General features: G+C 70.3%; 22 protein-coding genes, 1 tRNA gene and 1 pseudogene. 12 read left to right on the forward strand and 12 right to left on the reverse strand.

Annotated features, from left to right (window positions below; translation table 11 throughout):
- The first annotated feature begins 8 nt into the window (after positions 1-8).
- A complete protein-coding gene (locus KZC57_RS05565; protein WP_247641235.1) occupies positions 9-2195 on the forward strand; it encodes an MMPL family transporter in 2187 nt (728 codons plus the stop codon).
- 18 nt (positions 2196-2213) lie between these two features.
- Here the strand turns inward: KZC57_RS05565 and KZC57_RS05570 are convergent.
- From KZC57_RS05570 to KZC57_RS05585, 4 genes are all read right to left on the reverse strand, one after another.
- Positions 2214-2287, reverse strand: a tRNA-Arg gene (locus KZC57_RS05570).
- Positions 2288-2335: 48 nt separating this feature from the next.
- The gene (locus KZC57_RS05575; protein WP_060921795.1) at positions 2336-2833 is read right to left on the reverse strand and encodes an HNH endonuclease; all 498 of its coding nucleotides are present in this window, start codon (positions 2831-2833) and stop codon (positions 2336-2338) included.
- A 307-nt stretch (positions 2834-3140) separates the two neighbouring features.
- Positions 3141-3866 carry a M23 family metallopeptidase gene (locus tag KZC57_RS05580; RefSeq protein ID WP_231919647.1) on the reverse strand — a complete coding sequence of 242 codons (726 nt, stop codon included), beginning with the start codon at positions 3864-3866 and terminating at the stop codon, positions 3141-3143.
- Positions 3867-4208: 342 nt separating this feature from the next.
- Positions 4209-4910, reverse strand: a complete 702-nt coding sequence (locus KZC57_RS05585; protein WP_025105536.1) for a metal-dependent transcriptional regulator — start codon at positions 4908-4910, stop codon at positions 4209-4211.
- A gap of 102 nt (positions 4911-5012) precedes the next feature.
- Here KZC57_RS05585 and serC point away from each other — a divergent pair, with 102 nt between their 5' ends.
- Positions 5013-6125 (forward strand): phosphoserine transaminase, encoded by a 1113-nt coding sequence (gene serC, locus KZC57_RS05590; RefSeq protein ID WP_247641236.1) that lies wholly within the window; start codon positions 5013-5015, stop codon positions 6123-6125.
- 9 nt (positions 6126-6134) lie between these two features.
- Here the strand turns inward: serC and KZC57_RS05595 are convergent, their stop codons facing one another.
- Both KZC57_RS05595 and KZC57_RS05600 read right to left on the reverse strand, forming a co-directional pair.
- Positions 6135-6737, reverse strand: a complete 603-nt coding sequence (locus KZC57_RS05595; protein ID WP_060921797.1) for a DUF3027 domain-containing protein — start codon at positions 6735-6737, stop codon at positions 6135-6137.
- On the reverse strand, positions 6721-7101 hold the full coding sequence (locus KZC57_RS05600; RefSeq protein WP_025105533.1) for a cold-shock protein: 381 nt from the start codon (positions 7099-7101) through the stop codon (positions 6721-6723). Before KZC57_RS05600 ends, KZC57_RS05595 begins: the two co-directional genes overlap by 17 nt.
- Before the next feature lie 113 nt (positions 7102-7214).
- Here KZC57_RS05600 and KZC57_RS05605 point away from each other — a divergent pair, with 113 nt between their 5' ends.
- Genes KZC57_RS05605 through KZC57_RS05615 form a run of 3 tightly spaced genes read left to right on the forward strand, consistent with a single transcriptional unit; the run spans position 7215 to position 10881 of the window.
- On the forward strand, positions 7215-7490 hold the full coding sequence (locus KZC57_RS05605; RefSeq protein ID WP_060921798.1) for a hypothetical protein: 276 nt from the start codon (positions 7215-7217) through the stop codon (positions 7488-7490).
- A gap of 10 nt (positions 7491-7500) precedes the next feature.
- Positions 7501-9204: a helicase-associated domain-containing protein gene (locus tag KZC57_RS05610; protein WP_060921799.1), complete on the forward strand. Its 1704-nt coding sequence runs from the start codon at positions 7501-7503 to the stop codon at positions 9202-9204.
- 36 nt (positions 9205-9240) lie between these two features.
- Positions 9241-10881, forward strand: coding sequence for a DNA repair helicase XPB (locus KZC57_RS05615; RefSeq protein ID WP_083370903.1), 1641 nt, complete (start codon positions 9241-9243; stop codon positions 10879-10881).
- Between the two features lie 15 nt (positions 10882-10896).
- Here the strand turns inward: KZC57_RS05615 and KZC57_RS05620 are convergent, their stop codons facing one another.
- Positions 10897-11898 carry a CPBP family intramembrane glutamic endopeptidase gene (locus KZC57_RS05620; RefSeq protein ID WP_247641237.1) on the reverse strand — a complete coding sequence of 334 codons (1002 nt, stop codon included), beginning with the start codon at positions 11896-11898 and terminating at the stop codon, positions 10897-10899.
- Between the two features lie 118 nt (positions 11899-12016).
- Here KZC57_RS05620 and KZC57_RS05625 point away from each other — a divergent pair, with 118 nt between their 5' ends.
- The 3 genes from KZC57_RS05625 (at position 12017) to KZC57_RS05635 (ending at position 14875) form a co-directional block, all read left to right on the forward strand.
- On the forward strand, positions 12017-12709 hold the full coding sequence (locus KZC57_RS05625) for a response regulator transcription factor (RefSeq protein ID WP_025105529.1): 693 nt from the start codon (positions 12017-12019) through the stop codon (positions 12707-12709).
- Between the two features lie 61 nt (positions 12710-12770).
- The gene (locus tag KZC57_RS05630) at positions 12771-14462 is read left to right on the forward strand and encodes a cell wall metabolism sensor histidine kinase WalK (RefSeq protein WP_247641238.1); all 1692 of its coding nucleotides are present in this window, start codon (positions 12771-12773) and stop codon (positions 14460-14462) included.
- Between the two features lie 125 nt (positions 14463-14587).
- Positions 14588-14875: a WXG100 family type VII secretion target gene (locus tag KZC57_RS05635; protein WP_060921915.1), complete on the forward strand. Its 288-nt coding sequence runs from the start codon at positions 14588-14590 to the stop codon at positions 14873-14875.
- A 72-nt stretch (positions 14876-14947) separates the two neighbouring features.
- Here KZC57_RS05635 and groL read toward each other — a convergent pair whose 3' ends face one another.
- The 4 genes from groL to KZC57_RS05655 all read right to left on the reverse strand — a co-directional run bounded on the left by groL (position 14948) and on the right by KZC57_RS05655 (position 18587).
- A complete protein-coding gene (gene groL, locus KZC57_RS05640) occupies positions 14948-16567 on the reverse strand; it encodes a chaperonin GroEL (RefSeq protein WP_025105526.1) in 1620 nt (539 codons plus the stop codon).
- Between the two features lie 124 nt (positions 16568-16691).
- On the reverse strand, positions 16692-17258 hold the full coding sequence (locus KZC57_RS05645; RefSeq protein ID WP_247641239.1) for a LytR C-terminal domain-containing protein: 567 nt from the start codon (positions 17256-17258) through the stop codon (positions 16692-16694).
- A 66-nt stretch (positions 17259-17324) separates the two neighbouring features.
- Complete coding sequence (locus tag KZC57_RS05650; protein WP_217584195.1) at positions 17325-17585, reverse strand: DUF3263 domain-containing protein; 261 nt, start codon at positions 17583-17585, stop codon at positions 17325-17327.
- Positions 17586-17594: 9 nt separating this feature from the next.
- On the reverse strand, positions 17595-18587 hold the full coding sequence (locus tag KZC57_RS05655; protein WP_247641240.1) for a DUF2332 domain-containing protein: 993 nt from the start codon (positions 18585-18587) through the stop codon (positions 17595-17597).
- Between the two features lie 72 nt (positions 18588-18659).
- On the opposite strand from KZC57_RS05655, the gene msrB reads away from it, so the two are divergent.
- Together msrB and KZC57_RS05665 are read left to right on the forward strand one after the other, a co-directional pair.
- Positions 18660-19064, forward strand: coding sequence for a peptide-methionine (R)-S-oxide reductase MsrB (msrB, locus tag KZC57_RS05660; protein ID WP_025105523.1), 405 nt, complete (start codon positions 18660-18662; stop codon positions 19062-19064).
- Positions 19061-19591 (forward strand): annotated as a pseudogene (locus tag KZC57_RS05665) (nitroreductase family protein); the annotation flags it as partial. The gene msrB and the pseudogene KZC57_RS05665, both read left to right, overlap by 4 nt.
- 149 nt (positions 19592-19740) lie before the next feature.
- On the opposite strand, the gene KZC57_RS05670 reads toward KZC57_RS05665, so the two are convergent.
- Positions 19741-20655, reverse strand: coding sequence for a DMT family transporter (locus KZC57_RS05670; RefSeq protein ID WP_060921936.1), 915 nt, complete (start codon positions 20653-20655; stop codon positions 19741-19743).
- A 164-nt stretch (positions 20656-20819) separates the two neighbouring features.
- On the opposite strand from KZC57_RS05670, the gene KZC57_RS05675 reads away from it, so the two are divergent.
- Both KZC57_RS05675 and KZC57_RS05680 read left to right on the forward strand, forming a co-directional pair.
- Positions 20820-21731, forward strand: coding sequence for an ABC transporter ATP-binding protein (locus KZC57_RS05675; protein WP_025105520.1), 912 nt, complete (start codon positions 20820-20822; stop codon positions 21729-21731).
- Positions 21728-22552 carry an ABC transporter permease gene (locus KZC57_RS05680; protein ID WP_247641241.1) on the forward strand — a complete coding sequence of 275 codons (825 nt, stop codon included), beginning with the start codon at positions 21728-21730 and terminating at the stop codon, positions 22550-22552. The genes KZC57_RS05675 and KZC57_RS05680 overlap by 4 nt, the downstream gene beginning before the upstream one ends.
- The last annotated feature ends 4 nt before the right edge of the window (positions 22553-22556 follow it).

The raw sequence follows: 22556 nt of genomic DNA on the forward strand, positions 1-22556 counted from the left end.
GGACCCCGATGTCCCGCCCCGCCCCCGCACCGACGCCGCCGACCCGCGAGCGCACCCGCCGCCATTCCTGGCTGCGGGTGTTCCTGCCCGTCGCCCTCATCCTGGTGTGGCTCGCGGGTGCGTCCTTCGGCGGTCCGCTGTTCGGGAAGGTCGACGAGGTGTCGTCGAACGACCAGACCACCTACCTCCCGGAGTCCGCGGACGCCACGACCGTGCAGCAGCTCCTCGGCGAGTTCACCGACAGCGACGCCATCCCGGCGATCGCGGTGTTCACCTCGGAGGAGGAGCTGACGCCGTCCGAGCTCGAAGCGATCTCCGACGCGGTGGCCGACGCGCCGGACGTGGAGGGCGTCGCGGACGACGTCTCCCCGGCGCTGCCGTCCGAGGACGGCCGCGCCGTGCAGGCCTTCATCCCGATCGACGGCGACGCCGAGCTCAGCGATGCCACCACCGCTCTCGGCGATGAGCTGCGCGCCGCGGTGCCGGACGGCATCACGGTCTACATCACCGGTCCTGCGGGCTTCACGGCCGACCTCGCCGCGGGGTTCGCCGGCATCGACGGCCTCCTCCTCGGCGTCGCCCTGCTCGCCGTGCTCGTGATCCTCGTGCTCGTCTACCGCTCGTTCCTGCTGCCGCTCGTCGTGCTCTCCACGAGCCTGTTCGCCCTGTGCGTCGCGCTCCTCGTCGTCTGGTGGCTGGCCAAGTGGGAGATCCTGCTGCTCAGCGGGCAGACCCAGGGCATCCTCTTCATCCTCGTGATCGGCGCCGCCACCGACTACGCGCTGCTCTTCGTCGCGCGGTTCCGGGAGGAGCTGCGGGTCTCGCAGGACAAGGGCGTCGCGCTCCTCGCCGCGTGGAAGGGGTCCGTCGAGCCGATCGTCGCCTCCGGGGGCACCGTGATCGCGGGACTCCTGTGCCTGCTGCTCAGCGATCTGAAGTCGAACAGCACCCTCGGCCCGGTCGCGGCGATCGGCATCGTGTTCGCGATGCTGTCCGCGCTCACGCTCCTGCCCTCGCTGCTGCTGCTGTTCGGGCGCGCGGTCTTCTGGCCGCGGCGTCCCCGCTTCGAACCCGCGGTCGTTGCCGAGGAGCACGGCATGCGCACCACCGGCCTCTGGGCACGACTGTCCGGCCTCATCAAGAAGCGCCCGCGCGTGATCTGGATCGCGACCACGCTCGTCCTCCTCGCGGGCGCGGCCGGGGTCACCCAGCTGGACGCTCAGGGGGTGCCGCAGTCCGACCTCGTGCTCGGGGCCTCCGAGGCGCGCGACGGCCAGGTCGCGCTCGGCGAGCACTTCCCCGGCGGCTCGGGGAGCCCGGTCTCCGTTGTCGTCGACGAGGACAACCTGCAGGATGCCGCCGACGTGCTCCTCGCGAACGACGGGATCGACGGGGTGACCGTCACCGCGGCCGACTCGCCGAGCGGATCCGCGCCGGTGACGGCAGACGGGATCACGGCCGTCGGCCCTCCCGGGACCCCGGCTCCCGACCCCACGACGGTCGACGGTCAGGTGCTCCTGCAGGCGACGCTGACGGACGCCGCTGACTCTGCGGCCGCGGCCTCCACCGTGCGCGAGCTGCGGGGAGAGCTCGATGACCTCGGCGCCGTGGTGGGCGGGGTGACGGCCACCTCGATCGATACGAACGACGCGTCCATCCACGACCGCAACCTCATCATCCCGGTGATCCTCGTCGTGATCATGATCATCCTCATGCTGCTGCTGCGCTCGATCCTCGCGCCGGTGCTGCTGATCCTCACGACGGTGCTGTCCTTCGGTACGGCCATGGGGGTCTCGGCACTCGTGTTCAACGGCATCTTCGACTTCCCCGGCGCCGATCCCGCCGTCCCGCTCTACGGCTTCGTGTTCCTCGTCGCCCTGGGCATCGACTACAACATCTTCCTCATGACGCGGGTGCGGGAGGAGTCGAAGCAGCACGGGACGAGGGAGGGCATCCTGCGCGGGCTCTCGATCACCGGAGGCGTCATCACCTCCGCGGGCCTGGTGCTGGCGGCGACCTTCGCGGCGCTGTCGGTGATCCCGATCCTCTTCCTCGTGCAGCTCGCGTTCATCGTCGCGTTCGGAGTGCTGCTGGACACCTTCGTGGTGCGCTCGCTGCTCGTGCCGGCGCTCGCGTACGACATCGGCAAGGCCATCTGGTGGCCGTCGAAGCTCTGGCGGCGCGGACGCCCCTGACGCGTGCGGAAGCGGGAGTGCCCTCGACAGGATTCGAACCTGCGACCTGCCCTTTAGGAGAGGGCTGCTCTATCCTGCTGAGCTACGAGGGCGCGCAGCCCAGTCTACGGGACCAGGGTTGCGCGCCCTCGCGCCGTCCGTCACGCGGCGAGAGCGAGGTAGGGTTCCCACCGAGGATCGCTGCGCTCCACCCCGCGTACCGTCCATGCCGTTCCGTGCGGCGGTCGCGGCGTGAACCGCAGCTGCCACCGCATCTCCTGCGGGGTGCGGTTGCTCTTGAGGTTGTTGCAGCGCAGGCAGCACGCGACGAGGTTCTCCCAGGAGTCCGCGCCGCCACGCGACCGTGGCAGGACGTGGTCGATGGTCGCAGCGGCCTTGCCGCAGTATCCGCAGCGATGCCCGTCACGCCGCAGCACGCCACGTCGCGTGACCGGCACGCGACGGCTGAGGGGGACGCGCACGTAGCGGGAGAGGATGATCACCGCCGGGCGATCGTAGACGCCGTGGGTACCCCAGACAGGGTCGTCCTCGACTCTCTCGATGACCGTCGCCTTGTCGTTCATCACCAGGACGAGGGCTCTCTTGAAGGACACGATCGCCAACGGCTCGTATCCGGCGTTCAGGACCAGTGTGCGCATTCGTCATCCTCTCGATCCGCCGGGACGGCTTCCCGGCACTCTCGACTCACACGACGTCGTGCAGGAGGAAGAGTGTTCGCAGGGACGAAAAAAGGCGCCGTCTACAGACGGCGCCTCTCGCGCGCGGCAGCACCGCGGCATCCCTGCGGGCAATGCCGAAGGACGTGACGACCGAGAGCGTCCATGGTTCGGATGCTCGGTGTTCGCTCCATCAGCCTCTCCCGTCTGTATGACGACGGGTTCAGGCTAACTCATCCCGCGAGGACCGATGCGAAACGGGAGATGAATGCTCGAGAACGTGTCCCGCTCAGCCGGCGTTGACGGAGAGCCAGGACATCGGCTCGACCAGACCGCCGTTGATCCAGACCTCGAAGTGGAGGTGGTTCGCGGTCGACCGGCCCGTGCTGCCGACGTAGCCGATCAGCTGCCCGGCGGCGACGGTCTGGCCGGCCTGCACCTGGCGCGACCCGTAGAGCATGTGGCCGTACGTGGTCTGGACCTGCTGTCCGCCCACGACGCTGTCCAGCATGACGGCGACGCCGTAGCCGCCGATGCTCTCGGCCGAGGCGCGCACGACGCCTGCGGCGGCCGCATAGATCGGCGTACCGGCCGGCGCGAGCATGTCGGCGCCGTTGTGGCCGCCGCCGACGGTACGGCTGACGTTCCACGAGCCGAGCGGCAGGGGGTAGCGGACCTGGCCGGAGCCGGGGGCGACGAGCGCGTAGCCGGACGTGTTGAAGGTGCCTGAGGACGGCGCGGACGCGGAGGCGGACGCGGTGGCAGCAGCGGCACGGGCCGCGGCGGCGGCCGCTTCTTCTGCCTTCTTCTTCTCGATCTCCTCCGGCGTGGTCGCGCTGAAGGCGCCACGGACGAGCGGAGCCGCCGTGGCCTCGGATGCGACGACGAGCGACTGTGCGTCGACCGCGGCGAGCTGCTGCACGGTCTGCGCCGTGGCGTCCGTCGGCTTCGAGGCCGCGTAGGCGGGGAGCGCGACGGCGGCGACGAGAGCACCGACGGCACCGAAGATCGCCACCGACCGGAGAGGGGCTGCGATCTTCCGAGCACTGACCCTGGCACCGGTGCGCCGGGCGGGTACTCGATCTTCAGATGTCTTCGCGGTCGGTTCGATGTCTGCGGCCAAAACGTGGTCCTCCTGAGCCTTCGCACCTCGGGTGGCGCTGGCTCGTCGGCCTCTGCCCGAGGGCAGAGATGCACTGCTCGGGTTCGAGCGCATCCCTCTCGGGAAGACGACGAGCCGGAAGGCGGATCTTCGCGGTTCGCCCCCAGCGGGCTTCTTCGCTGAGGACCTGACCGAGGTTACCGGAAGATAACGATCATGTCACCCTGGGAAACTGACAATCCTCGGTGAGGGTTTTCAGGCCGGTTCGCCGACGAGGAAGATGTGCGAGGCCAGCTCCACCGGAAGCTCCAGGCCCTCCTCCTTGCCGTCCATCTGGATGAGCACGTAGCCCTCGTTGAAGCGGAAGTCTCCGCGCGCACCCGGGACGACGCCCGCGTCACGCAGCTGCTCCAGCAGCTCGGGGTCGACCTGGGCCGGCTCGGCGAGACGGCGGACGGTCCCCTCGACCGGCTCGCCCGCGGCATTCAGCCGCTGCACGAGGCCGATGACACCCTCGTCGAAGGTGCGGGCGGGAAGGTCGCCGAGCTGGTCGAGGCCCGGGATCGGGTTGCCGTACGGCGACTCGGTGGGGTGACCGAGCAGCTCGACGAGACGGCGCTCGACCTGCTCGCTCATGACGTGCTCCCAGCGACAGGCCTCCTCGTGGACGAACGCCCAGTCCAGCCCGATCACGTCGGACAGCAGGCGCTCGGCGAGGCGGTGCTTGCGCATGACGTCGACGGCCTTGCGACGTCCGGCGTCGGTGAGCTCGAGCGTGCGGTCTTCGGACACCACGACGAGGCCGTCCCGTTCCATGCGTCCGACGGTCTGCGAGACGGTGGGACCGGAGTGGCCGAGGCGCTCCGAGATGCGCGCCCGCAGCGGCACGATGTTCTCCTCCTCGAGCTCGAGGATGGTGCGGAGATACATCTCCGTGGTGTCGATCAGATCCGTCATGTGGCCCTCCGAAAGTTCTTAGGCAAGCCTACATTCCTCCGGCGACATCGGACGGGGCGGGGGGCGGGAGGGACGGCCGCGCGATCCCCCTAGAATCTAGCCATGGCGATCGAGATTCCCCGTGACCTCCTGCCCAACGACGGCCGCTTCGGCTGCGGACCCTCGAAGGTGCGCGGCGCGCAGCTCGAGGCGCTCGTCACGACGGGAGCCTCGATCCTGGGCACATCGCATCGCCAAGCGCCCGTGAAGAACCTCGTCGGCAGCGTCCGCGAGCAGCTGGCCGCTCTCTTCCGCCTCCCGGAGGGATACGAGATCATCCTCGGCAACGGCGGCTCGACGGCGTTCTGGGACGCCGCGGCCTTCGGTCTCATCGAGCGTCGCAGCCAGAACCTCGTGTTCGGCGAGTTCGGAGGCAAGTTCGCCAAGGCCGCCGCCGCTCCCTGGCTGGAGGCTCCCGACGTCCGCTCCGCCGAGCCCGGGTCGCGCAGCGCCGCCGAGCTCGTCGAGGGTGTGGACGTGTACGCCTGGCCGCACAACGAGACCTCCACCGGCGTGGCCGCGCCGATCGAGCGCGTCCACGCGGAAGGAGCGCTCACCGTGATCGACGCGACGAGCGCCGCGGGCGGCATCGACCTCGACATGGCGCAGGCCGACGTCTACTACTTCGCCCCGCAGAAGAACCTCGGCTCCGACGGCGGACTCTGGTTCGCCGCGGTCTCCCCCGCCGCGATCGACCGCATCGAGCGGATCGCCGCCTCGGGGCGGTACATCCCGGAGTTCCTGAGCCTGAAGCATGCGGTGGACAACTCGCGGCTCAACCAGACGCTCAACACACCCGCTCTGACGACGCTGCTGCTCCTGGACGACCAGTTGCGGTGGATCCTCGACAACGGCGGGCTCTCGTGGGCTGCGGCACGGACGGCGGAGTCGTCGTCGGTGCTCTACGACTGGGCGGAGGCGTCCGCCGTGGCGACGCCCTTCGTCAGCGACCCGGCGCACCGCTCGCCCGTGGTGGCGACCATCGACTTCGACGAGAGCGTCGACGCCGCGGCGATCGCGAAAACGCTGCGCGCCAACGGCATCGTCGACACCGAGCCGTACCGCAAGCTCGGCCGCAACCAGCTGCGGGTGGCGACCTTCGTCTCGATCGAGCCGGACGACGTGCGTCAGCTCATCCGGGCCATCGACTTCGTGCAGGAGAACATGGGCGGCTGACCGCCCGGCTCACTCCTCTTCGTCGCCGGCGTCCGCATCGCGGGCGTCGGCGTCGTCGTCTTCGGAGTCCTCTGCCTCGTCGTCTTCGTCGACGTCGTCGCCGGACGCGTCCTCCTCGTCGGAGTCGTCGAGCTCGTCGATGTCCACGCCGTCGAGATCGCCGGCGTGGAGGATGTCCGAGCCATCCTCATCGAGCTCGTCATCGTCGATGCCGTCGTCGAGGTCGCCGTCCTCGTCGTCCCCGTCGGCGTCCTCGTCCTCACCGCCGGCTGCCGCGGCCTCGGCCAGCTCGGCCTGGTGCGCACGGTACTCGGCGAGGCGCTCCGCCCACGGGACCCATTCCGGGGCCAGGAGCGCTCCGTCGCCGGGGAGCAGCTCGACCTCGAGGACGGTCGGCTCCTCGTCGTCGACCCGAGCGACCGTCACGGTCCAGTACCAGCCCGGGTAACCGGGAAGACGATTCTCGAACCGCAGCGAGACGGATCCGTCGTCCTCCGGCGTGAAACCCGCAGCCGGCCCGATCGTGGCGGCGGGAGTGATCTCACGCAGTGCGGAGAGCGCGAGGTCATGCGCCTCGATGAGACGCGCGTCGGCGTCAGGCTTCGAGGTCATCGGCGACCTTGCGCAGGACGGCCGCGATCTTGCGACCATGGCTGGAGGAAGGGTAGCGGCCGCGGCGCAGATCGCCGCCGATGCCATCGAGGAGCTTCACGAGGTCCTCGATGATGATGGCCATGTCGTCGGCGGGCTTGCGCTTCGCCTTCGCCAGGCTGGGCGGCGCTTCGAGCACGCGCACCGACAGTGCCTGGAGGCCGCGCTTGCCGTCGGCCACGCCGAACTCCACGCGTGCACCGGCCTTCACGGCGGTGCCTGCCGGCATCGCGGAGGCGTGCAGGAAGACGTCCTGGCCGTCATCGCTGGCGATGAAGCCGAAACCCTTGTCTTCGTCGTAGAACCTGACCTTGCCGGTGGGCATGGGAGAACCTCGCTGGATCGAATGCTGACGGAGCGCGCTCGTGCGCGTGCCCCCAGCCTACCGGTCACGCGCGGAACGGAACCGCTCCCGCGCGTGCGAGTAGGCTGGGGCCGATGAGTACGCAGAGTCCCGGACCGGAGGTCCCCATCCGTCGGATCGACCGCATCCTGGCGTTCACCGCGCTCGGCATCGCGGCCGCCTCGGTGATCTGCTTCTTCGTCATCATCATCGGCACGGCGCTCGGCATGGACCGGGCCGCGTTCGGCGAAGGCCTCTGGCCGGTGATCGCGGCGATCCCGTACTGGGGCCTGCCTCTCGCCTTCATCATGATCATCGTGCTGCTGGTGATGAGCTTCGTGCGGAAGGGCCGCGCCGAGTCGCGTCGTTGAGGCCGCATCGATGAGCACGCACGCACGCCCGTTGGCCGACGACCTGGCTGCGGCGAGCGATGACGAGCTGACGGCGCTGCTGTCCGCGCGCGGCGTGCGTCCCGACGCCACCTGGCAGGATCTCTTCGACGCCGCGGAGGCCCTGCTGGAGCCCTCGTCGATCGGCCGCGTGCTCCCGACCCTCACCGTCGCGGAGGCCGCCGCGCTCGTCGATGCTGCGAAGGGAGGCGACGCCGGCGCCGGGCGTGAGCGCCTGACCGCACTCGCCCTGCTCCGCCCCGACGGCACGCCGCATCCGCCGGTCGCCGACGCCGTCGCCGGAAGACCACGACCTGCTCCGCTCGATGAGACGCCCGCACCGGCCGCGGAGGAATCCGCGGCCGCGCACGCCGCCGAGCGGGCGTTCACCACTGTCGGCGTGCTCGCCGATATCCTCCTGCTCGCCAGAGAGCAGCCGTTCGCGCTTCTCATGGGCGGGGCGGTGAGCGCAGGTCAGAAGCGCCAGCTCGCCGAGGCGGGTCTCGCCGTCGAGAGCGTGGACCCGCTGGTTGCTCTCGCTGTGCGAGCCGGCCTGGCCACCCCGGTCGAGCGACTGCTGCGCACCACACCCGCAGCAGAGGAATGGCTTCGCTCCCCCGCTCCCGCCCGCTGGGGCCTCCTGGCCACGACCTTCCGCGACACCCTCCCTCCTGGGATCCGCACCGCGACGGGCGGCTGGCTGCCACCCGGCCAATGGCCTCTGGCCCACCCGTGGGACCCGGCCTGGCCGGAAGAGGCAGCGCGGCAGCTCGAGGCCGCTCGTCTGCTCGGCCTCATCGCCGAGGACGGCTCCGAGCCCCCGTGGTCTGCGCCGTTGCGAAGCGGTGCAGCTGCGGACCCTTCGCCCTTGTCGATACTCCTGCCCGCGGAGGTCGATCGGATCTTCCTGCAGAACGACCTCACGGCGATCGCCCCCGGTCCGCTGCAACCCGCACTGGACGTGCGCCTACGCACCATGGCCCGTCGGGAGTCCGCCTCCCAGGCCTCGTCGTACCGGTTCACGGCGGAGTCCGTCGCGCACGCCTTCGCCGCGGGAGAGGACGAGGCGTCGATCCTGGAGTTCCTCGGGGGGATCTCGCTCACGGGCATCCCGCAGCCCCTGGGCTACCTCGTCGCGCAGACCGCGCAGCGTCACGGGCTCGTACGGGTCTCGGTGGACGACGAGACCGGACGCACACGGGTGGAGAGCGCTGATGCGCACCTCCTCGAGGCCATGGCGGTCGACCAGTCGCTGCGCCCTCTCGGGCTCGCCGTGCACGGGGGATCGCTGACGACCAAAGTCGGGCAGGACACCGTCTACTGGGCGCTGACCGACGCCCGGTATCCGGCGACGCTCGTCGATCGCGACGGGACCGTCGCGGTGCGCACACGCCATCCGGCCGCCGTGCCGGATCCCCCCTCCGACCCCGACTACGGACCGCTGATCGCCCGATTGCGCGAACGCCAGGGTCCTGACGCGGACGCCGCGTGGCTGGACAGGGAACTGGAGGCGGCCGTGCGCGCGAAGGCCGTGCTGCGGGTGACGGTCGGCATGCCGGATGGTTCCACCAGGGACCTCCTCCTCGAAGCCACCGGGATCGGCGGTGGGCGACTGCGGGGGAGGGACAGGGCAGCTGACGTCGAGCGCACCCTGCCCGTGTCGAGCATCCGTGCCGCCACCGTCGTCCCGACCTAGGCCCCGGGCAGCCAGGGGCCGGTAGACTGGTCAGCTATGTCTGATGGCCCCCTGATCGTCCAGAGCGACCGCACCGTGCTCCTCGAGGTCGCCCACGCCGACGCCGAGAGCGCCCGCCACGAGCTCGCGATCTTCGCCGAGCTGGAGCGCGCGCCCGAGCACATCCACACGTACCGGATCACGCGGCTCGGTCTGTGGAACGCCCGCGCGGCCGGGCACACCGCTGAGGACATGCTGGAGACGCTCGACCGCTGGTCGCGCTTCCCCGTGCCGCCCTCGGTCGCGGTCGACCTGCGCGAGACGGTCAACCGGTACGGGCGCCTGGTCATCGAGCGCGACGACGAGGGCGTGCTCATCCTGCGTTCGACCGATCCCGCCGTGCTGGCCCAGGTCGCGAACAACAAGCGCATCCAGCCGCTGCTCATCGGGCACCCCACGCCGGAGACCTTCGTCGTCGACGCGTGGGCCCGCGGACAGATCAAGCAGGAGCTGCTGAAGATCGGCTGGCCGGCCGAAGACCTGGCCGGCTACACCCCCGGCACGCCCCACGAGATCGAGCTGGCCGAGGACGGCTGGACCATCCGCCCGTACCAGCAGGACGCCGTCGACGCCTTCTCGAAGGACGGCTCGGGTGTGGTCGTGCTCCCCTGTGGCGCAGGCAAGACGATCGTGGGCGCCGGGGCCATGGCGGCGACCAAGACGACGACGCTCATCCTCGTGACGAACACGGTGTCCGCACGGCAGTGGCGGGACGAGCTGCTCAAGCGCACCAGCCTCACACCCGAGGAGATCGGCGAGTACTCCGGGCAGGCCAAGGAGGTCAAGCCCGTCACGATCGCGACGTACCAGATCCTCACGGCGAAGCGGAAGGGCGAGTACGCGCACCTCGCACTCCTCGACGCCCTGGACTGGGGCCTCATCGTGTACGACGAGGTGCACCTGCTGCCCGCCCCGGTGTTCAAGCTCACCGCCGACCTGCAGGCGCGGCGCCGGATCGGCCTCACCGCGACCCTGGTCCGCGAGGACGGCCGCGAGGGTGACGTGTTCAGTCTCATCGGCCCCAAGCGCTTCGACGCCCCCTGGAAGCAGATCGAGGCGCAGGGGTTCATCTCCCCCGCTGCCTGCTTCGAGGTGCGGGTCGACCTCCCCCCGGCGGACCGCCTGGAGTACGCGGCGGCGACAGACGATGAGCGCTACCGGCTCGCGGCCTCCGCCCCGGCGAAGATCGATGCGGTGCGCGAGTTGATCGCGGCCCACCAGGGCGAGCAGATCCTCGTCATCGGCCAGTATCTCGACCAGCTCGACGCGCTCTCGCAGGCGCTCGACGCCCCGCAGATCACCGGGTCCACCCCGGTCGAGGAGCGCGAGGAGCTGTACCGGGCGTTCCGCGAGGGCGACATCTCGCTGCTCGTGGTCTCGAAGGTCGCGAACTTCTCCATCGACCTCCCCGAGGCATCGGTGGCCATCCAGGTGTCCGGTTCGTTCGGCTCGCGGCAGGAGGAGGCCCAGCGACTCGGGCGGCTGCTCCGCCCCAAGCAGTCCGGCCACACCGCGAGCTTCTACACGCTCGTGGCCCGCGACACGATCGACCAGGACTACGCGCAGAACCGGCAGCGGTTCCTCGCGGAGCAGGGGTACAGCTACACGATCATGGACGCCGAGGCGATCGCCGCCTGAACAGGGTCGCGGCGCTCAGCCGTGCATCCTCGGCGGCAGCAGGTGCGTCCCGCGGGCGACGGCTGACGCGGTCCGGGTGATCCCTCTCCGGCGCGCCCAGCGGTCTGCGACGACGGCGAAGACGAGCATCGCCGCGGCCGAGCCCAGGAGATCCACCGGCGTCCCCGAAGTGGCGTTCGCGTCGACCACGGCGACGGAGCCGAGCAGGAAGATCATCAGGTTGTTCACGATGTGCAGCGCGATCGCCGCCTCCAGCCCGCCCGTCCGCCACGTGAGCCAGGCGGCGACGACGGCGAAGAGGCCGACGCTCGCCGCACCCCAGATGTCGTAGCCGTGCCCCAGCACGAACAGCGGCACCGGCAGCAGGATCGCGAAGGCGGGGTGCCGGAGCCAGGTCCCGACGAGCTGCATGAGATAGCCGCGGAAGACGTACTCCTCCGCGGCGGCCTGGAACGGGATCAGCACGAGCAGCAGCACCACCATGAGCAGGAGCCCCGGGTGCGAGAAGTCCGGCGTCACCGCATCGCCGAGCGCCGCCGACCAGCCGAGCACCACGGCGAAGTAGACGACGAACACCGCGAACGCCAGCCCGAGGGTCCGACCGAGCCAGTCCATCCGCAGCCGCCCGGCGACCGAGGACAGCAGGCCGACGCCTCGTCCCTGGACGACCCGCGAGGCCAGCAGCAGCGCCGGGATCATGAGGATGAGCGGCAGCACGAGCGCCACCAGGAGCCATGGACGATCGAGCTGGAAGTAGGCGGTGGTGCGGAAGAGCATCTGCAGCTCCGCTCCCCATTCCGGGACGAGGCCCGCCACGATCACGAGCGGCACGATCACCAGGACGAGGATCGCGAGGTAGAACGCGATGCCCAGGAGTCCGGTGAGCAGCGGCTTCCACCAGCGGGGACGCGGACGGAGGAGCGCCAGACGGTGGTACTCGACCCCGCGAGCGGACACCTCCGACGAGGGGGCGGACGGGGAGACGGGGGCGACGGTGGCGTCCTCGATCGAACTCATGCCTCGATCCTCCCCCGGACGGCTGTGCAGCACATCCACCGGCCGACGGATGGACCGCATCCACGCCGTTCCGCAGGATAATCAGCCCGCGCATGGCCGAAGTCACCATAATGGGGTCATGACTGCTGCGCGCATCCTGGTCGTCGACGACGAGCCCAACATCCGCGACCTGCTTTCCACGGGTCTCAGCTTCGCCGGGTTCCAGGTGAAGACGGTGGCCAACGGCGCCGCCACGATCTCCGCCGTCCTCGAGGAGGAGCCGGACCTCATCATCCTCGACGTCATGCTCCCCGACATGAACGGGTTCAGCGTGACCAAGCGCCTCCGCGGCGCCGGATTCACCGCCCCCATCCTCTTCCTCACGGCCAAGGACGGCACGGAGGACAAGATCGAGGGCCTGAACGCCGGCGGCGACGACTACGTCACCAAGCCGTTCAGCCTGGACGAGATCGTCGCCAGGGCCCAGGCCATCCTCCGCCGCACGATGCAGGCCGACGAGGAGTCGATCATCCGCGCCGGCGAGCTCTCCATGGACCAGGACACGCACGACGTGCACGTCGGCAAGGAGCCGATCGACCTGAGCCCGACCGAGTTCAAGCTCCTCCGCTACCTCATGCTGAACCCGAACCGGGTGCTGTCGAAGGCGCAGATCCTCGACCACGTCTGGGAGTACGACTTCAACGGCGACGCCGGCATCGTCGAGAGCTACATCTCGTACCTGCGTCGCAAGATCGATCCGCACACGGAGGAGTCGCTGATCCAGACGAAGCGCGGCTTCGGGTACATGCTCAAGGTGGGCAAGACGGTCTGAGACCGTCGAGCCCGCACCCGCCGTCCCCGGACGGCATCGCCGCCGCACGAGGGAGGACCGCATGGCGCACAAGCCGGATGCGGTCACCGCGTGGTGGCGGCGGATCAGCCTCCGCGCCAAGGTCACCGGCGTCACGGTCGCCGTGCTCGCCCTCGGTCTCCTCGTCGCGGGGATCGGCACGGTGCCGCTGCTGCGCAACGCCCTCGTGGAGAACATCAATGCGCAGCTCCCTGCACTGGTGACCAGCGACCTCGTCGACCGGTATTTCGACACGACGACGATCGACGGCGTCACCACCTATACGCCGAGAGACGAGAAGCCCCGTGACTTCTCCTTCGCGATCTACGATGCGGAGGGCGCCCTCCGCGCGACCGCACCCAGTGCCTCCGGCCGGGCTCCGGTCTTCCCCGCGGAGTACTCCCTGTCCGACGCCCAGGCCAACGAGGACCAGGTGCTCGCCCTCGAGGACACGGACGGCCGGGTCTACCACGCCGCCGCGGCCGTCGTGCAGCAGGAGGGCGACCCGCTGAGCATCCAGATGGTGGCGCTCCCCCTCGCCGAAGCCGACCGCATCATCAGCCAGTACTTCGGGATCTACATCACCATCGCCCTCATCACGATCCTCGTCGCGGCGCTGCTCACCCGCGGCCTCGTGACGCTGACGTTCCGCCGGCTCGGGCAGGTCGAGCAGACCGCCATGTCGATCGCCGCCGGCGACTTCCGACAGCGGCTCACGGATCTGGAGCCGACCACCGAGGTCGGGCGCCTGAACGCGGCCATCAACACGATGCTCGACCGGGTGGATCGCTCCCTGGCTCAGCGCGATCGCACCGTGCAGCACATGCGACGCTTCATCGGCGACGCCAGCCACGAGCTGCGCACTCCGCTCGTCAGCGTCCGTGGGTACGCGGAGCTGTACCGCATGGGCGCGATCAAGGGCGAGGAGGACACCGCCCGGGCGATGGAGCGCATCGAGAAGGAGGCGATCCGCATGGGCGTCCTCGTGGAGGACCTGCTGGCGCTCGCTCGTCTGGATGAGGAGCGGGAGCCGCAGATCGTTCCTCTCGACCTCCGTCCCATCGCCCGCGACGCCGCCTTGGACGTGCGCGCCGCCGCCCCCGGCCGGGTGATCTCCGTGATCGACCGCACGGTCGAGAACGTGCCCACGGCCCCCATCCGCACGCCTGTGGTGCCCATCACCCCGGAGCCCGCCCCCAAGACGCGCCCCCGGGCCCCCCTGTCACGGCTGCGCCGTCGTCCGCGGACGCCGGCGCAGCCTCCGGCCATCGATTTCACCGAGGTGGCGGACATCCCGGTCCGGACGCCGCCGATCGTGCTCGGCGAGGAGAACAAGGTCCGACAGGTCGTCACGAATCTCCTGGGCAACGCCCGCCGCTTCTCCCCCGAGGACAGCCCGATCGAGATCGTCGTGGACTCCGACCGCACGGCGGGCACCGCGAGCATCTCGATCGTCGACCATGGCGAGGGCGTGCCACCGCAGATCCGCGAGCAGATCTTCGAGCGGTTCTGGCGCGCCGACACGTCGCGGGCGCGCGAGACCGGCGGGTCCGGTCTGGGGCTCGCCATCGTCGCCTCGATCCTCAAGGCGCTCAATGGTGACATCGCGGTGTCGGAGAGCCCGGGAGGCGGCGCCACCTTCACCGTCACGCTCCCGCTCGCCCCCGCGCGCTCGACCCCGGAGCATCTCCTCGAGGACACGCAGCCGCTGGAGCGGCTCGACGACCTCCCGTAGGCACTCGCTCCTGCACCATCCACGGGCGAGGCGGGCTTCTCCCGGCTTCCGGAGCGGATGCGGGCTCGCCTCTTCGACGACGCTGCAGCCCCCGTAGCGTCGGAGCTTCTTCGAAGGGAGTTCCCATGACCGTCTTCACCGTCGACACCGACGCGGTCCACGCGGCGGAAGCCGCGACCCGCGCCACCATCGAGCGCCTGCGCACCGAATCCGCCACCCTCATGTCTCAGCTCAGGCAGCTGCAGACCGCATGGGTCGGCACCGCCGCGACGGCGTTCCAAGGATGCGCCGAAGAGTGGCAGGGCGCTCAGCAGCACGTCGAGCTCGTCCTGGACGGGATCGGGACGTCGCTCGGCGCCGTGGCCACCCAGTACGCCGAAGCGGATCAGTACTCGGCGAGCCTCTTCCGCTGAGGGACGCGGAAAGCCCCCGGCCGGAGCCGGGGGCTTTCTGTGTGAGACGGGGTCTCTGAACCTCTCAGAGGATCAGAAGTCCATGCCGCCCGTGGGGTCACCCGCGGGAGCAGCAGCCTTCTCGGGCTTGTCGGCGACGACGGCCTCGGTCGTGAGGAACAGGCCGGCGATCGACGCGGCGTTCTGCAGCGCGGAACGCGTGACCTTCGCCGGGTCGATGATGCCCTGTGCGAACATGTCGCCGTACTCGCCGCTGGCGGCGTTCAGGCCCTGGCCCGCGGGGAGCTCGGAGACCTTGTTGGCGACGACACCCGGCTCGAGACCGGCGTTCAGCGCGATCTGCTTCAGCGGAGCCTCGATCGCGACGCGCACGATGTTCGCACCGGTCGCCTCGTCGCCCTCGAGCGAGAGCGCGTCGAGCGCCTTCGTGCCGGACTGGATGAGCGCGACGCCACCACCGGGGACGATGCCCTCCTCGACGGCGGCCTTCGCGTTGCGGACGGCGTCCTCGATGCGGTGCTTGCGCTCCTTGAGCTCGACCTCGGTCGCAGCGCCCGCCTTGATGACGGCCACGCCACCGGCGAGCTTCGCCAGACGCTCCTGCAGCTTCTCGCGGTCGTAGTCGCTGTCGGTGTTCTCGATCTCGCGACGGATCTGCGTGACGCGACCCTCGATCTGGTCGGCCTCACCGGCACCCTCGACGATCGTGGTCTCGTCCTTGGTGACGATGACCTTGCGCGCACGACCCAACAGGTCGAGCGTGGCGTTCTCGAGCTTCAGGCCCACCTCTTCGGTGATGACCTGGCCACCCGTGAGGATCGCGATGTCCTGCAGCTGCGCCTTGCGACGGTCGCCGAAGCCGGGAGCCTTGACGGCGACCGACTTGAAGATGCCCTTGAGCTTGTTCAGCACGAGGGTAGCGAGGGCCTCACCCTCGACGTCCTCGGCGATGATGACGAGTTCCTTGCCGTCCTGGATCACCTTGTCGACGATCGGCAGGAGGTCCTTGATGTTGGAGACCTTCTGGTTCGCGATGAGGATGTACGGGTCTTCGAAGACGGCTTCCTGGCGCTCCGGGTCCGTGACGAAGTACGGGTTCAGGTAGCCCTTGTCGAAGCGCATGCCCTCGGTGAGCTCGAGCTCGGTGCCGAAGGTCTGCGACTCCTCGACGGTGACGACACCCTCCTTGCCCACCTTGTCGATGGCCTCGGCGATGAGCTCGCCGATCGCGGGGTCGGCGGCGGAGATGGAGGCGGTCGCGGCGATCTGCTCCTTGGAGTCGATCTCCTTCGCCGTGCTCAGCAGCTCCTCGGTGATGGCGGCGACGGCCTTCTCGATGCCGCGCTTGAGGGAGATGGGGTCGGCACCGGCCGCGACGTTGCGCAGGCCTTCGCGGACCAGGGCCTGGGCGAGGACCGTGGCGGTCGTCGTGCCGTCACCGGCGACGTCGTCGGTCTTCTTGGCGACCTCCTTGACGAGCTCCGCGCCGATCTTCTCGTACGGGTCGTCCAGCTCGATCTCCTTGGCGATGGAGACACCGTCGTTCGTGATCGTGGGGGCGCCCCACTTCTTCTCGAGCACGACGTTGCGACCACGCGGGCCGAGGGTCACCTTGACCGCGTCGGCGAGGATGTTGAGGCCACGCTCGAGGCCGCGGCGGGCCTCCTCATCGAAGGCGATGATCTTTGCCATGAGTTTTGTCGTCCCTCCTGGACGTAGACGGTGGGTTTAGCACTCAGAGTGAGAGAGTGCTAACGCCATTCTGGCACTCGACACCATCGAGTGCAAGCCGCGTCGTCCGGGAGCCGGGCGAGGGTCAGGGCGCGGGAGTCTCGGGCACCGATGCCGCCCGGTCGACGCCGATCACGATGGTGAGCTGCTTCTGCCCGTCCTCCGTCTGGCCGGCGTAGTAGTCGCTCTGCTGCACCTCGGCGCCGCCGATGACGCCGGCGAGGCCCTTCGCCGCCTCCTCGTCCTCGGCGCTGACGTAGTAGACGGTCGTGGTCTCGAAGTCGTCGCTGGCGCTGTCGCTGGCGAGCACGGTCGCCGCCGCCCACCCGGCGTTGATGAGGGTGTCGCGCATCTGGTCGTCCAGCCCGCTGTCGGGGGTCGCGTTGAGGATGAGCACCGAGTAGGTCGGGTCGACCACCCCGGTCTGCTCAGGCGTGGGAGCCGCGGACGACATCGGCTCCGGAAAGAGGTCGATCCGTCCCATGACGACCAGAGCGCCGAAGATACCGGCGATGATGAGCACGAGAGCGGCGACGAACGACCACAGGAGCACGACCCAGCCGTTCATCCCCGGAGCTTCGGCGCGGTGTGCTCCCACACGTCCGGTGGAACGGGGAACCTCGTCGAAACGGTCACGGGGGGGCTTGGACACCCCTCGATGCTAGCGGCACGTCGCTGGCAAACCGTTCCACGACGAGCCCGACCCCGCAGGATCAGGTCATCCGGTGAACCCGGGGATCCGGGACGTGCGCCGGGCGCTTCTGGCGTCCCGCAGTCGACGCAGTCGGCGGACGAGGATCGGATCGAAGGCGAGGGCCGCCTCGGAGTCGATGAGACGGGCGAGCAGCTGATAGTAACGCGCCGCGCTCATGCCCAGTCGCGCACGGATCGCCTCCTCCTTCATACCGCCGTGGCGCGGCCAGGCGGCCTCCAGGGCGAGGATCGCGCGATCGCGTTCCGTGAGGTGGTCAGCGGGCATGCCCTCAGATTAGGTCGTGGTCGACGGATCGCCCGCGCGCCACTCCCACCGAGCGCCGAGCGGGTCGGCAGCGGCCCGCACCCGCCCGTCGAGCGCGACGACGAAGCCGGGCCAGGCCTCCGCGACGATGGGTGGGTCCCAGACCCCGAGGAGAGCGGGCGGGTCGATCGTGACCCAGCGCGCGGGCAGCGCCGCGATCGTCTCGATCAGCGCCTCCCGCTGCTCCCGGGGGATGTGTACGAGAACCCCGGGGGTCGTGATCACCAGCGTGGCATCCGCCGGAGCGGCTCCTGCCAGCTCCTCCAGATGGGCGGCTGCGTCTCCGGCGACGAGAAGCGGCGGCTCGGCGGCCGCGATGTCGAGGGCGGCGGTGATGCGCTGCTCCCTCCCCACCTCTCCCGGCCACACGAGGGCCCGCAGCCAGCGCCGATCCTCTTCGTCGGCCGCGTCCAGCGGGGCGAGGTCGATCCCGGCGCGCCACACCACCTCTGGCATGCGCAGCGGGGGGAGGTCGCCGGTGACGGTGCTCTCCAGTACCACGGGGGAGGGACCGTCGAGGGGGTCGAGCGCGCGACGAACGGACCCGCCGTCATCGATGAAACGGTACGAGTAGCGATCGGGATAGAGGCAGAGGCCGGCGGAGGCGCCGACCTCCAGCAGCGCGATCGGGCCCTCGATCTCGGAGAGCACCGGAAGCAGTGCCGCGGTGCGGAGGGGCTCGTTGGTCTGCAGAGCCCGCCTCGTGCATTCCTCGACGAGTCGAGTGGCATTGGTCAAGACGAAACGACGCCACTCCCGGTACGGACCGTGACCGGCGCCGAGCAGGCGGGACACGGCGAACACGAGCGGAGGCTGGCGACGGGTCGCGGGGATCCGCAGCAGCACCTCGCTGATCTCGTCGTCGGCGGCGACCCCGGCCGCCCACTCCGCGTACAGCGCGCTGCGCCCAGGAGCCTCCGTCGCCGCGAATCGGGCATAGCGCTCCTGCACGGTGTCGGTCATGCGTCCATTCTGACGCGAAGCGCCATCGACGCCCCCGCACGAGGGAGAATGGAGGGGACTCAGGAGGACACGATGCCCTACAGCGTGAACAAGACCGAAGACGAATGGCGCGACGAGCTCGGCGAAGAGCAGTACGCCGTGCTGCGCCAGGCGGCGACCGAGCGGGCGTGGACCGGTGAGCTGCTCGATGAGGAGCGCGCCGGCCTCTACACCTGCGGTGCCTGCGGAGCCGAGCTGTTCAAGAGCGGCACGAAGTTCGATTCCGGCTGCGGCTGGCCGAGCTTCTACGAGTCGGTCCGGCCGGATGCGGTCGAGCTGCTCGAGGACGACAGTCTCGGCATGGTGCGCACGGAGGTCCGCTGCGCGACCTGCGGTTCGCACCTCGGCCACGTCTTCCCGGACGGCTTCGGCACCCCCACCGGTGACCGCTACTGCATGAACTCGATCGCGCTGAACTTCACGCCCGACGAGTCGTGAGCGCCCTCGACGCCGTCCGCGCACGGCAGTCCTGGTCGAAGGTCGGCGACACCGCCCCGGGGCGCGAGGAGCTGGTGACGCTCGTCGGCGCCGCCGGCCGCGTCGCCGACCATTCCTCGCTGCGTCCCTGGCGTCTGATCGAGCTCCGCGGCGCGGACCGCGAGGCGCTCGGTGCCGCGATCGCCGAGGCTCAGGGGGACGCGGAGCCGTCGACCAAGCCGCTGCGGGCTCCGCTCCTCATCGCGGTGGTCGCGAGCTACCGTCCGAGCGAGAAGGTCCCGCGCTGGGAGCAGGAGGCGGTGGCCTCCGGGGTCGCGCATGTGCTGAGCCTGCTGCTCGATGAGGCGGGGTGGGGCGTCATCTGGCGCACCGGACACTACACGCGCTCGGAGCCGGTCGCGCGCATGCACGGGCTGGGGCCGGACGAGGAGCTCCTCGGTTGGCTCTATGTCGGGGCGAAACCCGAGGGCAAGAGCCCGGGCCGCCGCAAGACCGTCGACGCCCGCGCGCTCCTGACCCGACCGCCGAAACTCTCTCCGGAGGCGCGGGCGGCTGCTGAGGCGGCCGCACAGGAGGCCGAGAAGCGGAAGGCCGAGAAGGCCGAGAAGAAGGCGCGCAAGAAGGCGAAGAAGAGGGAAAAGAAGATAGCCGAGAAGGCCGCCAAGAAGAGCGGCTCCTAGAGCCGGCGGCGACGCCAGGGCACCGCGACGAGGACCGAGCCGACCGCGACGACCACCATCGCGACCACCTGCCACAGCGCCGGTCCCGCCTGCGCCGGCCAGAGCAGGTCGATCACGACCGACGTCACGAGCTGCCCGAGCACCGATCCCAGCCCCATGAGCAGCACGCCCGTGTGCGCGACGATGAACGCGCCGAGCAGGATGTAGCCCGCACCGAGGAAGCCGCCGAGGTAGAGCCAGGGCTCGGTCGGCAGCGCGGCCGGCCATCCCCGCACGGCGACGCTGGTGCCGGCGGCGACCGCGAGCACCAGCGTCCCGGCGATGAAGCTCATGAGTGTCGCGGCGATCGGCGACTGCACGCGCTGTGCCAGCCGCCCGTTGGTCGCCGCCTGCCAGGCGATACCGACGCCGGCGGCGAAGGGCAGCAGCAGCATCCACAGCGGGGCGGTCGCCAGCACGTCGCCCGAGAGGGAGATCCCCACCGCGGCGAGCGCGAGCACCCCGCCCATCACCCGACCGGGGGTCACGGCCACGACGCCGGCCGGCCCGAAGCCGATGCGGTCGAGGACGAGGCCGTGCAGCGTCTGCCCTGCCACGACACCCACGGTGAAGAGGGAGACGCCGAGGATGCCCGCCGTCAGCCCCTGGGTGGAGACGGTGAGAGCGCCGCAGGCGCCCCCGAGGAGCATCCAGAACGGGATGCTCCGATCGCGGATGCCGCGGCCCAGGCGCATGGCACCACGGCGCGCCGAAGGCAGGAAGGAGATGACCACGGCGAGGGCCACCAATCCCACCGCGAAGGACAGGAAGCCGGCGACGATGCCGTTGTCGACGCGCACGCCCAGGACCCCGTTGATGCGCGCCTGGATCGCGGTCATGACTCCGATCGCGACGGCTCCCCCGAGCGCCAGAGGGGCGGGGAGGCGGCGTGCGGGGGTCACCTCTCGACACTATCGGAGCCTCCGCGCGCACCTGTCCTCCACGGCACCGTCCTCCTGGAGGACGAGCGCACCGCACCAGGGAATCGTCCTGCAGGAGGACGCGCCGCGGCGCGGCGGTCCGTAGCGTGGGGACCATGATCACCGCAGAAGGCCTCACCAAGAGATTCGGGGACAAGACCGCCGTCGACGGCGTGTCCTTCACCGTGCAGCCCGGGACCGTCACCGGCTTCCTCGGACCGAACGGCGCAGGGAAGTCGACGACCATGCGCATGATCGTCGGGCTGGACCGTCCCTCGGCGGGCCGGGCGACCGTCGCCGGCCAGGAGTATCGCAAGCTCCGGGCACCCCTCACCGAGGTCGGCGTGCTCCTCGATGCCAAGGCCGTGCACACCGGTCGGACCGCGCGCGACCACCTCCGGGCCATGGCCGCCACGCACGGCATCCCGACGTCGCGCGTCGACGAGGTCATCGAGCTCGCCGGCATCGGCGCGGTCGCCCGCAAGCGCGCCGGGAAGTTCTCCCTCGGCATGGGGCAGCGCCTCGGGATCGCCTCCGCACTGCTCGGCGACCCGCACACCCTCATCCTCGACGAGCCGGTCAACGGCCTCGACCCGGAGGGCGTCCGCTGGGTGCGGCAGTTCGTCCGGCATGCCGCCTCCGAGGGCCGGACGGTCCTGCTGTCCAGTCACCTCATGAGCGAGATGGCGCAGACCGCGGACCACGTCATCGTGATGGGACGGGGCAAGGTCCTCGCCGACGCTCCGCTGGCCGAGCTGGTGCGCTCCTGGACGACCAACCGCGTGCGCGTGCGGACACCCCGCCCCACCGACCTCGTGGCCGCGGTGGGCGGTCCGGACGTGGAGATCGTCAGCGCCGCTCCCGATCTGCTCGACATCGCGGGGCTCCCGGCAGCGCGCATCGGCGACCTCGCCGCGGAGCGCGGGATCCCGCTGCACGAACTCACCCCGACCACCGGATCCCTCGAAGAGGCCTACCTCGCCCTCACCGGCGACGCCGTCGAGTACCGCACGAAGGAGCTCTCATGACCACCGCCCCCGCCGTGACGACCCCGGCCGTCGCGCCCCCCGCCGTCGACTCGGGTCGCCGCCTCACCTTCGCACGAGCCGTGCGCGGCGAGGCGATCAAGCTCATCACCCTCCGGTCGACGTGGTGGTCCATCGCGATCGCCGCCGTGCTCACGATCGGCATCGCCGTCCTCATCGCCCAGGCGATCGATGCCCCCGGGTTCGACCCGATCCAGGCCGTCGTCATGCCGATCCAGTTCACGATGCTGCTCGCCGGCATCATCGGAGCGATCTCGGTGACCGGCGAGTACTCCACGGGCATGATCCGCTCGACGCTGACCGCCGACCCGATCCGCGGGTCCGTGCTGCTGGCGAAGTCGCTCGTGCTCGCGGGCTTCCTCTTCCTGTCGTCGCTGGTCATCTTCGGCGTCGCCGCGGTCGCCGTGTCCGCCGTGGTCGCGGGACGGGAGCAGGGCATCGACTGGTCGGACCCCGCGGCCTCCGTCCTGCCGATCGTGGTCGCCTCCCTCGCCATGGCCGTCTTCGCGCTGATCGGCGTGGCGTTCGGCTTCATCCTGCGCTCGGGTGCCGGAGCGATCGCGGCGACGGTCGGTCTGCTGTTCGTCCTGCCGATCGTCGCGAGCTTCTTCGCGATGGCGGGAGAGGCCTGGGCCTGGGTGATCGACGCCTCCGCCTACCTGCCGGTCGCCGCCGCGCAGAGCGCGATCCTGCCCGGTGACGCGGCGACACTGGATGCGCCGGTCGCCTTCTTCACCCTCGGCTGCTGGGTGGTCGGCGGTCTGCTGGCCGCGTGGGCCGTCCTCCGCACGCGCGACGCGTAGGAGA

Origin of the sequence: Microbacterium sp. KSW4-4, assembly GCF_023091185.1 — a bacterium.
Lineage (GTDB): Bacteria > Actinomycetota > Actinomycetes > Actinomycetales > Microbacteriaceae > Microbacterium > Microbacterium paraoxydans.